The 14958-nt window shown below is 70.5% G+C and carries 14 protein-coding genes; 10 read left to right on the top strand and 4 right to left on the bottom strand.

Annotation, left to right across the window (positions count from 1 at the left end):
* Positions 1 to 4: 4 nt before the first annotated feature.
* Both ABD327_RS03280 and ABD327_RS03275 read left to right on the top strand, forming a co-directional pair.
* Positions 5 to 895, top strand: a complete 891-nt coding sequence (locus ABD327_RS03280) for a GntR family transcriptional regulator (RefSeq protein ID WP_344448598.1) — start codon at positions 5 to 7, stop codon at positions 893 to 895.
* Between the two features lie 321 nt (positions 896 to 1216).
* Positions 1217 to 2203, top strand: a complete 987-nt coding sequence (locus tag ABD327_RS03275) for an alpha/beta hydrolase family protein (protein ID WP_344448597.1) — start codon at positions 1217 to 1219, stop codon at positions 2201 to 2203.
* 192 nt (positions 2204 to 2395) lie between these two features.
* On the opposite strand, the gene ABD327_RS03270 is transcribed toward ABD327_RS03275, so the two are convergent.
* From ABD327_RS03270 to ABD327_RS03255, 4 genes are read right to left on the bottom strand one after another with little or no spacing between them, the layout of a single operon-like run.
* Positions 2396 to 2992 (bottom strand): GTP-binding protein, encoded by a 597-nt coding sequence (locus ABD327_RS03270; protein ID WP_344448596.1) that lies wholly within the window; start codon positions 2990 to 2992, stop codon positions 2396 to 2398.
* Complete coding sequence (locus tag ABD327_RS03265; protein WP_344448595.1) at positions 2973 to 3326, bottom strand: DUF742 domain-containing protein; 354 nt, start codon at positions 3324 to 3326, stop codon at positions 2973 to 2975. The genes ABD327_RS03270 and ABD327_RS03265 overlap by 20 nt, the downstream gene beginning before the upstream one ends.
* Before the next feature lie 35 nt (positions 3327 to 3361).
* The gene (locus ABD327_RS03260) at positions 3362 to 3742 is read right to left on the bottom strand and encodes a roadblock/LC7 domain-containing protein (protein WP_344448594.1); all 381 of its coding nucleotides are present in this window, start codon (positions 3740 to 3742) and stop codon (positions 3362 to 3364) included.
* 32 nt (positions 3743 to 3774) lie between these two features.
* Positions 3775 to 6204 (bottom strand): sensor histidine kinase, encoded by a 2430-nt coding sequence (locus ABD327_RS03255; RefSeq protein WP_344448593.1) that lies wholly within the window; start codon positions 6202 to 6204, stop codon positions 3775 to 3777.
* Positions 6205 to 6840: 636 nt separating this feature from the next.
* Here ABD327_RS03255 and ABD327_RS03250 point away from each other — a divergent pair.
* The 8 genes from ABD327_RS03250 to ABD327_RS03215 all read left to right on the top strand — a co-directional run bounded on the left by ABD327_RS03250 (position 6841) and on the right by ABD327_RS03215 (position 14874).
* A complete protein-coding gene (locus tag ABD327_RS03250; protein WP_344448592.1) occupies positions 6841 to 7596 on the top strand; it encodes an EI24 domain-containing protein in 756 nt (251 codons plus the stop codon).
* Between the two features lie 91 nt (positions 7597 to 7687).
* The gene (locus ABD327_RS03245) at positions 7688 to 8533 is read left to right on the top strand and encodes a sulfotransferase family protein (RefSeq protein ID WP_344448591.1); all 846 of its coding nucleotides are present in this window, start codon (positions 7688 to 7690) and stop codon (positions 8531 to 8533) included.
* Positions 8534 to 8659: 126 nt separating this feature from the next.
* A complete protein-coding gene (locus ABD327_RS03240) occupies positions 8660 to 8995 on the top strand; it encodes an ArsR/SmtB family transcription factor (RefSeq protein ID WP_344448590.1) in 336 nt (111 codons plus the stop codon).
* Positions 8992 to 10662: a SulP family inorganic anion transporter gene (locus ABD327_RS03235; protein WP_344448589.1), complete on the top strand. Its 1671-nt coding sequence runs from the start codon at positions 8992 to 8994 to the stop codon at positions 10660 to 10662. Before ABD327_RS03240 ends, ABD327_RS03235 begins: the two co-directional genes overlap by 4 nt.
* Before the next feature lie 128 nt (positions 10663 to 10790).
* Entirely contained in the window at positions 10791 to 11714 is a 924-nt protein-coding gene (locus ABD327_RS03230; RefSeq protein ID WP_344448588.1) for a threonine/serine dehydratase, read from the top strand.
* A 239-nt stretch (positions 11715 to 11953) separates the two neighbouring features.
* On the top strand, positions 11954 to 12793 hold the full coding sequence (locus ABD327_RS03225; RefSeq protein ID WP_344448586.1) for a Scr1 family TA system antitoxin-like transcriptional regulator: 840 nt from the start codon (positions 11954 to 11956) through the stop codon (positions 12791 to 12793).
* 89 nt (positions 12794 to 12882) lie between these two features.
* Positions 12883 to 13374: an ATP-binding protein gene (locus ABD327_RS03220; RefSeq protein ID WP_344448585.1), complete on the top strand. Its 492-nt coding sequence runs from the start codon at positions 12883 to 12885 to the stop codon at positions 13372 to 13374.
* A gap of 93 nt (positions 13375 to 13467) precedes the next feature.
* Complete coding sequence (locus ABD327_RS03215; RefSeq protein WP_344448584.1) at positions 13468 to 14874, top strand: MFS transporter; 1407 nt, start codon at positions 13468 to 13470, stop codon at positions 14872 to 14874.
* Positions 14875 to 14958 lie beyond the last annotated feature (84 nt).

Below are 14958 nucleotides of genomic sequence, written 5' to 3'. Positions count from 1 at the left end.
CGATGTGCACCGCATTCTTCGCGATCGTATCGGCGCAGGCGTCTACACCGTCGGTTCGAAACTCCCGTCCTGCCGCGCGCTCGCCGCAGAACTGGGGACCAATCCCTCGACAGTGGACCGCGCGATCCAGCGGTTGGCGGCCTCCGGCCTGGTCCGGACTCATGCGCGGCAGGGGAGTTTCGTCACCCGGATCCCCGAGTCGACGCTGCTCGGCGCCGAGAGTTTCGGCACGGACCTGCGCACGCTCTTCACCCGCGCCCAATCCGCGGGCCTGTCCGCCAGGGATATCCGGAATCTGGTCGACGAGGCGCTGACCGCGCTGCACCCCGCGCCCCGGGTGGCTTTCGTGGAATGCAATCCGCGCGACCTGGAACGCATGAGCGCTCTGGTGGAGAACACCTCCGGCATCTCCGTGGAACCCATTCTCCTGGAGGACGCGGCGGGAAGGCGTCTGGACGCCGAATACGACGTCGTCACGACCCCCATCTTCCATTTGCGCGACCTGGAGCCCCTGGTGGGCTCTTTCGACAACGTCGTCGAGATCAACGCCTCGCCCGGCCCCGCCGTCCTGCGCCGTCTGGCCACCCTCTCCGCCGACCGCAGGATCGTCGTGGCGGCCCCCACCGAACGCGGCCTCGACCGCATGGTCGCCCTCGTAGGCCAGTACCACCAGACCAGCCCCGGGCGCTTCCTCATCGGCACCGACGACGTGGCCTCCCTCGCCGGGACCGACACCCTCGTCCGCAACAACGCCCGCGACCTCCCCGACGGCGCCGCCTTCCTGGCCCGCGAGGTCATCACCATCGAGTGGGAGCTCGACCCCGACTTCGGCGGCACCTTCCCCGCCCGCGTCAACGCGGTCGTCCACCGGCCGAGAGCCCCTCGGGCCCGCTGAGGACGGAGAGGGAAGGCGCGCCGACCACCGGCGCGGTCTGATCACACTGTGGGTGATCTTCCGTTCACACGTGTTCTTCTCCCGAAAAACCCTTGCCCCGAAGCATTGCCTGAGCCGTTCGCAGACTCTAATCTGCGGAACAGTAGTTCGCTCTGCGAAACACTGTTTCCTTTTCGCGAGAGAAGGAGACGCACCCCCCATCCGACTCGAGGAGACGACGGCCGGCGCGACGCCGATCCGGTGAGGCCGTCGCTGTCACCCATCACGCCTGCCCTCGGACAGGCGTGGCCAAGTCCAGCTCAGTGAGCACCAGGAGAGACAGTGAAGGTCACCTTCAGCCGACGTCCGAAGAAGATCGCCCTCGCGGTCACCGCAGCGGTCGGAGCGCTCATGGCGTCCGCGGTCGTCGCGGCCCCGGCGGCCAGCGCCGCCACCGCCTGCAGCGGTTACTCCTCGAGCAGCACCACCTGTGTCACGGAGTCCGCGAACATCGGCGGCACCTCCTACAACCTGAAGTGGTACCTGCCCAACGGCACCGCGTCCGCGCTGATGCTCGTCGAGCACGGCTTCAGCCGCAGCTGCAAGACCCTGACCAACACCAGCAAGGCGATCGCCGAAAAGGGCGTCATGGTGTTCTGCGTCGACGCCGACATGACCGCCGGCAACCCGGCCCTCGGCAACGCGCTGGGCAACGTGCTCAGCGCCCGCACCCTCACCCCGCCGAACGGCAAGGCGCTGCCCGCCAAGTACATCGTGGGCGGCCACTCCGCGGGCGGCCACTTCGCCTCCGTCGTCGGCGCCCGCCTGGCCGCCAACGGCTACGCCAACCTGAAGGGCGCGATCCTCTTCGACGGCGTCGCCGCCGACGGCTTCACCGCCAACCTCCAGGCCATCTCGGCCGGCGGCACCCGCCCGGTCCTGCAGGTCGCGGCCCGCCCGAGCGTCATCAACCTGTTCAACAACGCCTTCGGCGCCCTGGCCTCCCTCGGCGCGGACTTCGTCGGCATCCAGCTCGTCTGGACCAAGTACAACGCGGGCATCTCGCCCTCCGGCGGCAGCTGCCACATCGACGCCGAAGGCGACAACACCGACACCATCGGCATCCTCGGCGCCGCCTGCTCCCCCAACAGCACCCAGACCGCCAGGCTCCGCGACTTCAGCTCCACCTGGGCCAAGGACATGGCGACCGGCTCCTACACCGCCAGCCACTACTGCGGCAACTCCGACAGCCTGTCCACCTGCGGCAGCACGGCCATGACCATCCTCGGCGGCTCCCTGCCGCTGGCCGCGGTCATCCCCAACTCCTGACCCTCACCCCCGTCGCCGTTCTCCTCCGGCGACCCGAAGGGCCCGCCCTCCCCCGGCGGGCCCTTCCCCTTTTCCCGGCGGCCCGTGCCGCCCGACCCATCCGGGCGGCACGGCGGCCGGAACCGCGAACGACGAAGGGACGGGGCGCCGTGCGCTCCCGTCCCTTCGTGTTCGGGGTCATGCCCCGTGGCGTCAGGCCGCGTTCGTCAGCTTGAGGACGTACTCGATCAGGTTGACCAGGATGTTCTTGACGGACTCGCGCTGGCGCACGTCGCACAGGACGACCGGGACCTCGCGGCCGATGTCCAGGGCGTCCCGGATCTCGTCGGGGCTGTGCCGGTCGGCGCCCTCGAAGCAGTTCGCCGCCACCACGAAGGGGATGCCGCGCTGCTCGAAGAAGTCGATCGAGGCGAAGCTCGACTCCAGCCGGCGGGTGTCGGCGAGGACGATGGCGCCGGTCGCGCCGTAGGCCATCTCGTCCCACATGAACCAGAACCGCTCCTGGCCGGGCGTGCCGAACAGGTAGATCCGCAGGCCGCCGCTGAAGGTCAGCCGGCCGAAGTCCATCGCCACCGTGGTGGTGGACTTGCGCTCCACGCCGGTGGTGTCGTCGACGCCCACGCTGGCGTCGGTGAGGTCCTCCTCGGTGCGCAGCGGGCGGATCTCGCTGATCGCGCCGACCAGGGTGGTCTTGCCGACGCCGAAGCCTCCCGCGACCAGCAGTTTCAGCGCGACGGTCGGGGCGTCGGCGACTTCCCGGTGGGAGGGGTCAGAGGTGGCGAAGTTCATCGAGGACTCTCATCAGCAAGTGAGCGTCAGGACGCTGGTTGGAAGCTGCGGGTTGGCGGACCTCTTCGATCAGCCCGTGGTGGTAGAGGTCGCCCAGGAGCACCTGGACGACCCGGAAGGGGAGTTCCACCTCGGAGGCCAGGTCGGCGGTGGTCGACGGACGCCGGCACAGGTCCAGCAACCGCCGGTGCTCGCTCGAGAGCCTGACGTTCTCGGCGGGGCCCCGGCCGCTCACGACCAGGATGGTGACCAGGTCGAGCCGCACGCCCCGGGGCTGGGTGCGCCCGCGGGTCATGGTGTAGGGGCGCACCAGGGGGCCGGCTTCCCGGCCCACCCAGCGTTCTCTCGGCCGGTGCCCTCCCGGCCCGCTCATCCGGCGCTCGCCGTCGGTTGCCTGCGGGGCGCGGCGGCCATGTGCTGGCGCACCCTCTTGATCAGCAGCGCCATCTCGTAGGCGACGAGCCCCGCCTTCGGCCCGGCGGTGCTCAGCACGGCCAGGCAGCTGCCGTTGCCGGCGGGCAGGACGAAGAAGAGCTTGTCGTCGAGTTCGATGACCGCCTGCCGGACCTGCCGGGCGCCGAAGTGCTCCCGGGCTCCGTTGGACAGGCTGTGGAAACCCGAGGACAGCGCCGCGAGGAACTCGGCGTCCGCGCGGGAGACGGTGCGCGAGGCGCCCATCACCAGGCCGTCGCGGGAAAGCAGTACCGCCTGGTGCACCTGTTCGACCCGCTGGACCAGGTCATCGAGCATCCAGCTCAATTCGCCGGATGGCTGCGGCTGAGTCACGGCCTCTCCCGTTCATCGTAAGTGTCGAATTCTGTGGTCTCGTCGTCCGAGCCGCGTCCCTGGAGCCAGCCCGACTGGAGGGCGGACATCAGGTCCCGGCTGAACTCCGGATCCGGCTCGATGAAACCCTCTTCATCGCCGCCGGAGGAACCGTCCCCCGGACCGGCGTACGAGGACTCCGACGACTTGCGCAGCTGCGGCGCCAGGTGCTGCTGCCGGTTGCGGCGGGGCAGTCTGCTCGGCTGGCCGCTGCCTCCCTGGCCCTGGCCCTGCTGTCCCTGGCTCCGCTGCTGCGGTGCGGGGGGCGCGACGGGCGCCGCGGGGGCCTGCGGGAACAGGCTCTCCGGGCTCTCCGGAACGGCCGAGTAGGGGTCCTGGGAACCGTAGGCCTCGAAGCCGCCGGTGAGCGTGGCGTTCGGGTCGGTGGGAACCGAGGAGGGAAGCGCGGGCGGCGCGGTGTACCTGCCGGACGACGAGGTCGGAGGCGCCTCGGGCAACGCGCCCGTGGCGCCGCTCGCGGCGGGGATCTGGCCCGCCGGGGACATCCTGCTGGCCCGCATGGGCTCCTGCTCCTTCCGCGCGTGGGCCCCGCCCGCCCGCACGACCAGGCCCTCCGGAATGAGGACGACGGCCGAGGTGCCTCCGTAAGCGGACGGCTGGAGCGTGACCTTGATGCCGTGGTGCGCCGCCAGCCGGGCCACCACGAAGAGTCCGAGCCGGTCGCTGTCCGCCAGGTTGAACTCCGGCGGGTCGGCGAGGTTCCGGTTGAGCATGGCCATCTGGTCGGGGTAGATCCCGATGCCCCGGTCGACGATCTCGACGACCACGCCGTTGGCGACGGCCTCGGCCCGAACCAGCACCTCGGTGGTCGGCGGGGAGAACATCGTGGCGTTCTCGATGAGCTCGGCCAGCAGGTGGATGACGTCGGCCACGACCTCGCCGCTGATCGAGACGGGGGAGGAGACCGCGGAGTCGACCCGGGTGTACTCCTCCACCTCGCCGAGCGCGGCGCGGACCACGTCCTCCATCTCGACCGGGTGGTCCCAGGCGCGGACGGTGGGCGCGCCGGAGAGGATCACCAGACCTTCGGCGTGCCGGCGCATGCGGGTGGTGAGGTGGTCGAGCTTGAACAGGCCGTCCAGCTCCTCGGGGCTGGAGGCGCGGCGCTCCATCACGTCGAGCAGCTGGAGCTGGCGCTGCAGCAGCGCCTGGCTGCGCCACGACAGGTTGACGAAGACCTGGCCGACGCTCTGGCGCAGCTGCGACTCGGCGACGGCGACGTCGACCGCGGTGTGCTGCACGCTGTCGAACGCCTCGGCGACCTCGTTGATCTCCTTGGTGCCGCCGGGCGTGATCGGCGGCGCCTCGGCCGTGGAGTCGACCTCCTCGCCGCGCCGCAGCCGGGCCACGACCTGGGGCAGCCGCTCGCGGGCCAGGTCCCACGCCGCCAGCTGCACGTCCTTCAGCTCCCGCGAGATGCTGCGCGCGAACCGCAGCGACAGGAGGATGGACGCGACCACCGCGAGCAGACCGAGACCACCCGCCAGGGCGAACTCCGTGATGATGCGCTGGCCGATCGGCGCGACCTTCTCGTTCCGCAGGTAGGTGCCGGCGTTGCGGAGCTCGACGCCCCAGCTGAGGGCCAGCTGCCCGCCGACCGCCCGCCACTCCTGGGGGTTCTGCTGCAGGCGGCCGTCGAGGACCGACTGCTCCATCTGCTCGTACTTCTGGTACTCGGGGCTGTTGACGACCCGGTCCATGTACTTCTGCAGCTCGCCGTTCATGCCGCTGACGCCGAAGTCGAAGAACCGCTTGCGGCTTCCGGCCCATTCGGCGAACGCGACCCGGCGGGCGGCGTCCACCTTCTTGCCGGGGGGGAGCGCGGCCATCAGCGAGGTCTCGCGCATCAGCAGGTCGTGGGACCACATCAGGTGGAGCATCGACTTGGTGTCCTGCACCACTTCGACGTCCTCGACGCTGACCAGACCGGCGACCGAGCTCAGCATGCTGTCGATGAGACCGCCGTAGCCCTGGAGGACGTCGATCAGGTCGGCCTGGCCGCTCTCGGTCCTGGACCTCAGCTGCTCCAGTCCGCCGAGGGCGTCCTTGGCCTTCGCGAGGTGCAGGCTCGCTCCGTCGTCACCGAGCCTGCCGACGATCTCCTCGTTCTCGATGTTCGGCACGAACACCCCGAGGGCCCCGTCCAGCTCCTGCTTGGCCTTCGTGTAGGCGGCGTTCCCGGCGGCACCGGTCATCACCACGGTGGAGGCCGCGACGCGCTCGGCCCCGATCTTCTCCACGAGTGCGGTCGCCGGCAGGCCGAGCTGCTCGTAGGTGTCCGTGTACTCGAACTTGCGCAGCGCGGCCGACAGCGTCGTGCTCGCCGCGTATCCCCACAGGACCGTCAGGGAGAGCAGCGGCAGCAACAGCAGCGCCGCGATGCGTCGAAGAATCGGCCGCCCGCGGCGAGGGGTCGGAGATTTTTGGCGTTTGAACAACGTTTTCCGCTCCGTGATCGGGTCCCCTGATCAACCAAGGTCGCTCACAGTACTGAGTTTTAGGGGGTTTTGGCCACTGGACCAAACCCGGGACTTTCCGTAATGGAATCTCTTACCGGGCCCATGTCCGGGGACGACCCTATGCCAACGCCCCGATAGCGGGGCCAAGAGGGAGACTCCCCGGCGGAAGGACGGTGTAGCAGCAGTTCAGGGCGTGTCCATCCGCGTGAAGCGGGCCTGCGAAAGAGGATCGGCACCGGATCGCGCGCCCGCCGAAGGTGATCCATTGCTCAAGAACGGCCCTGCCGCCCGAGACCATTGATATCGAACAGGTAGGCGCGCTTTGTTCCGTCGCGAATACCCCGCGTGATGTTGATCTCCAAGAGGGAGAGTTCGCGCGACCGAATCCCCACCTTCTCACGGATCACAGGCCCGCAACGGACCCCGCGGCGGCCACCGTGCGGGCGCCGCCGCCGGACGGCGCCCCTCGCGAAGACCGAACCGACCCGCCGATCCGGCGAACTAACCTTCACGGGAAGTCATGACGGCGCGGAGGTGCGGACAGTGGTAAATGGAGTGCGCTACCTCGGACGGGGAATCGGCTGGGTGGCCAGGCACCCCTCCCAGTGGGTGTTCGGGCTGATCCCGGCCCTGCTGACCCTTCTGCTGTTCGGGGGGCTGCTGACCTGGCTCGGCTTCCAGATCGGCGACCTCGTCCAATGGATGACGCCGTTCGCCGACGGCTGGGCGTCCGGAGCGCGTGAAACGCTGCGCCTCGTCTCCGGGATCGCGGTCTTCGGCGCGGCGCTGTTCGTCTCGCTGCTCCTCTTCACCGCCGTCACCCTCATCATCGGCGAGCCGTTCTACGAGGCGCTCGCCGTGCGGGTGGAGAACTCGGTCGGCGGCGCCCCGCCCGAACCCGACGAGCCGTTCTGGCTCGGGCTCGGGCGCGGCATCCGCGACGCCCTCATCCTGGGCGCGACCGCGCTGGCCTTCGGCGTGCTGTTCTTCGCGCTGAGTTTCATCCCGGTCATCGGCCAGACCGTCGTCCCGGTCGTCGCGCTCGTGGTGTCGGGCTACTTCCTCACCGGGGAGCTGACCGGCATCGCGATGGAGCGTCGCGAAATGCGGCGCAAGGAGCGGTTCGCCCTGCTGAAGTCGCGGCGGCCGACCGTGCTCGGTTTCGGCACCGCGACCGGCGCGCTGTTCCTCGTCCCGCTCGGCGCGGTGCTGTTCATGCCGGGCGCGGTCGCCGGCGCGACCCTCATGGCCCGCGATCTGTGCCAAGCTGACACCTCGACAGCCCCAAAGGTTGCATGAATATCTCCTAACAAATAAGAATCTTTAGCCATATTTCATAACCGACCGGTACCGTCCTGAGGGTCAGGAGGAGTCGACCCCGGGGTGAAGGATGCAAGTCGCCAAGCGCAAGCGCGTGATCAAGAAGGCCATCCGGCGCAGGGGAGCACACCTGCTCGAGGCCGTGAGGCCTCCGGGAACGGCGCTCAAGCGGAGGGCGCCGCTACCCGACCGGTCGGCCACACGCCTGGTCGCCTCGCCCGTCTTCGTCCTCTCATCGGTACGGTCGGGGTCGACCCTCCTGCGCGTCCTGCTCAACAGCCACTCGCGCGTCAGGGCCCCGCACGAGCTGCACCTGCGCACGCTCAAGGTGGAGCCGAGCCGCAAGTACTCCGCCGACATCATGGAGGCGGTCGGGCTCACCCTCACCGAGCTGGAGCACCTGCTGTGGGACAGGGTGCTCCACCACGAGCTGCTGAAGAGCCGCAAGAGCGTCATCGTCGACAAGACCCCGTCGAACGCCCTGCAGTGGCAGCGCATCTCCTCGGCCTGGCCGCAGGCCCGGTACATCTTCCTGCAGCGCCACCCCGCCGCCGTCGTCGAGTCGGTGATGAACCGGCGCAGGGAAGCCGACCTCGACATCGTCGTCAAGGAGGTCCTCGAGTACCTGGTGGGCGTCGAGACCGCCCGCCAGAGCCTGGAGGGCCTCACGGTCCGCTACGAGGACCTGACCGCCGACCCGGCCGACACCACGAAGAAGATCTGCGCCTACCTCGGGGTGCCGTGGGAGTCCTCGATGCTCGACTACGGCTCCCACGACCACGGCCCGATCAAGCCGGTCTTCGGAGACTGGAGCGCCAACATCAAGTCCGGCACGATCCAGCCGGCCCGCCCGCTGCCCCGCCGCGAGGACGTGCCGGAGGAACTGCGCGAGATCACCCGCCTCTGGGGCTACTGAACCCCGCTCCCGGCCCGCGGCGCACACCGCCGCGGGCCCCCTTTCCCCCACGAGTTGAAGAATTCTTCAATTTCATTCATACTAAATAAGACATCTCACCTCCTCCACCCGTGAAACGAGTTCCGCGTGCCCGTCCCGCTGTACCAGGCCAAGGCCGAGTTCTTCCGCACCCTGGGCCACCCCATGCGCATCCGCGTCCTGGAACTGCTCCAGGACGGCCCCCGCCCGGTACGCGAACTGCTCGAGGAGCTCGAGGCCGAACCGTCCAGCCTGTCGCAGCAGCTCGCGGTACTGCGGCGTGCCGGGCTCGTCACCGGCACCCGCGAGGGCGGCACCGTCGTCTACGCCCTCAGCACCCCCGACGTGGCGGACCTGCTGCGCGCGGCCCGCCGCATCCTCACCGAGATGCTCGCCGACCAGGGCGAACTGCTGGCCGAACTCCGGGCGCAGGAACCCCGATGACCGCCCCCGACGTGCTGAGGCGGCTCCCCGAACTGCTGCCCGTGCGATCCGACTGGCGGCCGGCCCGCCGGTCCCCCGGCCGCGACCTGCTCGCCGGGATCATCGTCGCGGTGGTCGCGCTCCCCCTCGCCCTGGCCTTCGGCGTCAGCTCCGGACTGGGCGCGCAGGCCGGACTGGTCACCGCGATCGTCGCCGGGGCGCTCGCCGCCGTCTTCGGCGGCAGCAACCTGCAGGTCTCCGGGCCGACCGGGGCGATGACGGTGGTGCTGGTGCCGATCGTGCACCGGTACGGGGCCGAGGGGGTGCTGCTCGTCGGGCTGATGGCCGGAGTCGTGCTCGTCCTGCTGGCCGCGCTGCGCGCCGGACGGTTCGCCCAGTACCTCCCGATGCCGGTGATCGAGGGATTCACCGCGGGCATCGCGGTGGTCATCGCGCTCCAGCAGGTCCCCGCCGCGCTCGGCGTGGCGGCCCCCGACGCCGAGCAGGTGTGGCGCGCCGCGTGGGAGGCGCTGCTCGCCTTCCTCCGGGATCCCGGGGCCGCGGCGCCCGTCATGGCGCTCTCGGTCGCCGCGCTGATGCTCGCCGGCGCCAGGTTCAGGCCCGCGGTCCCGTTCTCGCTGGCGGGCATCGTGCTGGCCACGGCCGTCGCCGAACTCGCCGGCCTCGACGTCGCCCGGATCGGAGCGCTGCCCTCGGGTCTGCCCTCCCCGTCCCTGGAGTTCGTGTCCCCGGACGCGATGGGGGCGCTGCTGCCGTCCGCGCTGGCCGTCGCGGCGCTCGCCGCGCTGGAGAGCCTGCTGTGCGCGACCGTCGCCGACGGCATGACCGTCGGGGAGAAGCACGATCCCGACCGGGAGCTGTTCGGGCAGGGCATCGCCAACCTCGCCGCGCCGGTCTTCGGCGGGGTGCCCGCCACCGCCGCGATCGCCCGCACCGCCGTCAACGTCCGGGCCGGGGCCCGCTCCCGGCTGGCCGCGCTCACCCACGCCGTCGTGCTCGCCGTCATCGTGCTGGCCGCGGCCGGACTCGTCGGCAGGATCCCGCTGGCGGCGCTGGCCGGCGTCCTGCTGGCCACCACCGTCCGGATGGTCGAGGTCGGATCGCTGCGCGCCATCACCCGCGCCACCCGCGGCGACGGCCTGGTGCTGCTGCTCACCTTCGCCGTCACCGTCGCCCTCGATCTCATCACCGCCGTGGCCGTCGGCGTCGCGCTGGCGGTCCTGGTGGCGCTGCGCGCCGTCGCCCGCACCGCCAGGCTCGACCAGGTACCGCTGGAGGGCGGCGACCACGGCGAGGAGGAACAGCGCCTCCTCGACGAGCACATCGTCGTCTTCCGCTTCGACGGCCCGCTCTTCTTCGGGGTGGCCCACCGCTTCCTGCTGGAGCTGTCGGAGACCGCCGACGTGCGGGTCGTCATCCTGCGCATGTCCCGCGTCACCGCCCTGGACGCCACCGGCGCCCAGATCCTCGGCGACGCCGTCACCCGCCTGGAGCAGCGCGGCGTCACCGTCCTCCTCTCGGGCGTCCGGCCCGGCCACGACCAGGTGCTCGCCGCCCTGGGCATCGCCGGCCGCCTGCGCGAGGACGGGCTGCTCTTCCCCGACACCCCCGCCGCCATCGCCCACGCCCGCACCCTGCTGCCCCGCGCACCGTCCCTCGCGCCCTGACGGCGCACGCCCGTGGCGGTGGAGCGGGCCCGGCAGGCACCGCGCGGCGCCTCGCCGGTGTGCCGGTCGGACTGATCCATGCCCTGATCGGGCGATTGCCGGGAGAAGCCGCGTGGTAGAAGGAACGCGTGGAGGCTCAGAAGATCGGATACGGGGACGTCGAGCGGGCGGCGCGGCGGGTCGGCTCGGGGATCCGCGAGGTCGCCGTCGCGGACGCGGGTGACGGGGTGTGGTTCGCGCTGGAGTTCATGCAGCACACCGGCTCCTTCAAGGCCCGCGGCGCGCTGAACCTGCTGCTCGCCCACCGCGAGGCCGGGACGCTGCCCGCGGCCGGGGTGACGATCGCCAGCGGGGGCAACGCCGGGATGGCCTGCGCGTGGGCGGCGGGCAGGTTCCAGGTCCCCGCGACCGTCTTCGTCCCCGAGACGGCGCCGCCGGTGAAGGTCGAGCGCCTGCGCGGTTACGGCGCGGACGTCCGGCAGGTCGGCACGCAGTACGCCGACGCGCTCCAGGCCTGCGAGGAGTTCGCCGCCTCGTCCGGGGCGCTGGCCTCGCACGCCTACGACCACCCGCTGATCGCCGCCGGAGCCGGGACGCTCGTCGACGAGATCCGCGCCAAGGTCCCCGACCTCGACACGATCGTCGTCTCGGCCGGAGGCGGCGGGCTGTTCACCGGCGTGGCGACGGCCGCCGACCACCACGGGCTGAGCACGGTCGTCGTGGAGCCCGAGCACTGCCGCGCGCTGAACGCCGCGCTGGAGGCGGGGGAGCCCGTGGACGTCACCGTCGACTCCGTGGCCGCCGACTCCCTCGGCGCCCGCCGCGCCTCCCGGCTGGCCCTGGACACCGCGCGGGCCACCCGCGCCGACAGCGTGCTCGTCACCGACGAGGAGATCGTCGACGCCCGGCGGCAGCTGTGGGAGCACTACCGGCTCGCGGTCGAGCACGCCGCCTCGACCGCCTTCGCCGGGCTGCGGCGGCTCGAAGGCCGCCGGGGCACCACCGCGGTCGTCCTGTGCGGAGGCAACACCTCCCTGTCCGACCTGGGATGAAGTACCGAACCATCTGCGGTCGGCTGAATAGAACCATCTGGGGGGCGACCCCCAGACCCCCGGAGAGATCGGTTCAACCGATCCTCGCTTCGCTGCGGTCGGCTGAATAGAACCATCTGGGGGACGACCCCCAGACCCCCGAGGGGATCGATTCAACCGATCCTCGCTTCGCTGCGGTCGGCTGAACCGATCTAGAAACTCTCCGCGACAACTCGAAACAAACGGCGTAGCTTCGAGGGATGCCCACTACCAAGGAGCGGGCCGACGAGGCCGCGCGGATCCTCGCGGCCCGGCTGCGGCAGTTGCTCTCCGAGTCGCCGCTCAACACCATCTCGCTCGCCGCCGAGGTCGGCTGGGCCAAGTCCAAGGTCTCCAAGATCCAGAACGGGGTGCAGATCCCCACCGAGAAGGACATCCGCGTCTGGTGCGAGGCCACCGGCAACGACAAGAGCGTCCCCGACCTCATCGCGGCCGTGCGCAACATCGACGACCTCTACATCCAGTGGCGCCGGATCGAGCAGACCGGGCTGCGCCGGGTCCAGGAGTCCTTCCAGCCCCAGTACGAGGGCACGTCCGAGTTCCGGATCTTCCAGCACAGCCCCATCCCGTCGCTGCTCCAGACCCCCGCTTACGCCAAGGCGCACCTGACCTCCATCATGCGGTTCCGCGAGGTGCCCGACGACGCGGACGACGCGGCGAAGGAGCGGATCAAGCACCAGCAGCACCTCGCCGACGGCGGCAAGCGCTTCAGTTTCGTGGTCTCCGAGGCCGCGCTGTACGCTCCGATGCTCGACGAGGAGGGCATGCGCGAACAGCTCGACCGCCTGATCCACTTCGTGGGCGGGCAGGTCAACGTCTCCCTCGGGATCCTGCCCCTGGCCGCCCCCCGCACGGTCTGGCCGTGGGAGGGGTTCTGGATCTACGACGCCGATGAGGTCCGTCCGGATCTGGTCGCGGGACAGATCCGAAACCGCCAGCCGGTGGACGTCGCGCACTACCTCAAGACCTTCGAACACCTGGTGGAGGCCTCCGCCTACGGCCGTACCGCGCAGAATCTGATCGAGGCGGCAAAACCCTGAAGAAACTCCGAGAAACAACCTGGACGCGGCCCCCGTCGGATCCTTAGTTTTAGGCACGTCCGTCGGAAGCACGCTGACTGGAGCGATCCGTGAACAGACCCACCGCGGTCGGCAGCCAGGCGAGTCCGTCCGCGTCTCCCGGGTGGACGGCGGAACGGACGCTTCCGGTGGATCTGCGGGCCGGGACGGCGGCCCGCACCTGGCTTCGCGGCCTCTTCGCCGCCTCCTGCCCGTTCCGCGACGGGTTCCTGCTCGTGGTGTCCGAGCTGCTCGGCAACTGCGCCGAGCACGGCGGCGACGGCAAGGTCTCGCTGAGCGTCGTCCACGGCGGGGACCGCGTGTGGGGGCGGCTGGTCCACCACTCCCCGCCCACCGGCAAGCCGGTGCTGCGCGGCGACGTCACCGCGCAGACCGAGCTCCTGCTGGCGCAGGCCGGGCCGCGGGTCCCCGTGGAGGAGCTGGCGGAGGACGGGCGGGGGTTGTTCGTCGTCCAGATGCTCTGCTCGGAGTACGAGCACGTCTCAGGGCCGGGCTCCTCGATCACCGAATGGGCGATGACGGGCCGCTGCTGCTTCGGTTAGGCGAGCATCCCGGGTGGACCCCGGCGAAGCCGCTCCGGCTAACTTACTCAAGTCCGGTAAGTAGTAATTCGGGAGCGCCCCAGGAGTACCCCCTTGACCAGCACCCTCGATCCCCCGGCGACCGAGTCCGACTCCCCCTCCCGACCCTCCCGGCTGATCCTCGTGACGCTGGCGCTCTCCTGCTCCCTGGTGGCCGTGCAGCAGACCCTGGTCATCCCGCTGCTGCCCGCCCTCATGCGGGAGTTCGACGCCTCGGTCGCCTCGGTCACCTGGGTCTTCACCGCCTCCCTGCTGGCCGGCGCCGTCGCCACCCCGCTGCTGTCGCGCTTCGGCGACATGTACGGCAAGAAGCCGCTGATCCTGATCATCCTCGGGACGCTGCTGGCCGGCTCCGTCCTGTGCGCCCTGGCCCCCTCGCTGGGCGTGCTGTTCGCCGGCCGCGCGGTGCAGGGCGTCAGCGTCGCGCTCTTCCCGCTGGCGGTCGGGGTGATCCGCGACCTCCTCCCGGCGGCCCGCGTCATGAGCGCGATCGGCTTCGTCAGCGCCACCATGGGCATCGGCGGCACCCTCGGCATGCTCATCACCGGTCTGCTGGCCACCACCACCTCCCACCACGCCCCGGTCTTCTGGGTCGCGGCCGGGCTCAGCGTCCTGTGCCTCGCCCTCGTCGCCCGCTGCGTGCCCTCCGGGGGCGTCGGGCACGGGGGCAGGCCCGACTACCCCGGCGCGGTCCTCACCGCCCTGATGCTGCTGTGCCTGCTGCTGGCCATCAGCCAGGGCAACGCCTGGGGCTGGACCTCGGGACGGATCCTCGGCCTGTTCGCCGCCACGGCGGTGTTGTGCGTCTGCTGGACGCTGACGGAGATGAAGGTCCCCGACCCCCTGGTGCGGCTGTCCCTGCTGACCGGCCCCAAGTCGCTGTCGGCGAACCTGATGTCGCTGCTGCTCGGCTTCTCGATGTACTCCTCGTTCACGCTGATCTCCAGCCTGATCCAGACTCCGACGAGCGAGGGGTACGGGCTGGGCGGCTCGGTGCTGGACGTGGGCCTGTACTCGCTGCCGAGCACGGTCACGATGTTCTACGCCTCCACCTACTCCGGCCGGCTCGCCGCCCGGACCGGACCGGCGTTCGCCCTGGCGCTCGGTTCCCTGCCCGCCGGCGGCTCCTACCTCTGGCTGGCGCTCTCCAACTCCGACGGCTTCGACTTCCTCGCCTATGGAGCGCTCCAGGGCGTGGGCTTCGGCATCGCCTACGCCGCCCTGGGCACCCTGGCCGTCGAGCACGTGCCGATGGACCAGAGCGGCATCGCCAGCGGCGTCAACTCCCTGGTGCGGACGGCCGGCGGCGCGGTCGCGGGCGCGGTCGTCGCGGCGATCCTCACCGGCGGGGGCACGGTCACCACCCTGGACGACTACGTCCTGTGCTTCTTCATCGTCGCGGGCGCGGCCTGGCTGTCCGGGGCGGTGGCCCTCTTTCACGGAATCCGGCACCGTCGCTGATCTGAAAAATTACAGATCGAGAGTTGCTGATTGAGATAATCAGCTCTGAAAATGTTCACCTAAAACAGAACGGAGCGGCACCGA

Origin of the sequence: Actinocorallia aurantiaca (genome assembly GCF_039533685.1) — a bacterium.
GTDB classification, from domain to species: Bacteria; Actinomycetota; Actinomycetes; order Streptosporangiales; family Streptosporangiaceae; genus Actinocorallia; species Actinocorallia aurantiaca.
The sequence above is the reverse complement of the archived record's forward strand: the minus strand, read 5'-3'. Positions and strand labels throughout refer to the sequence as shown.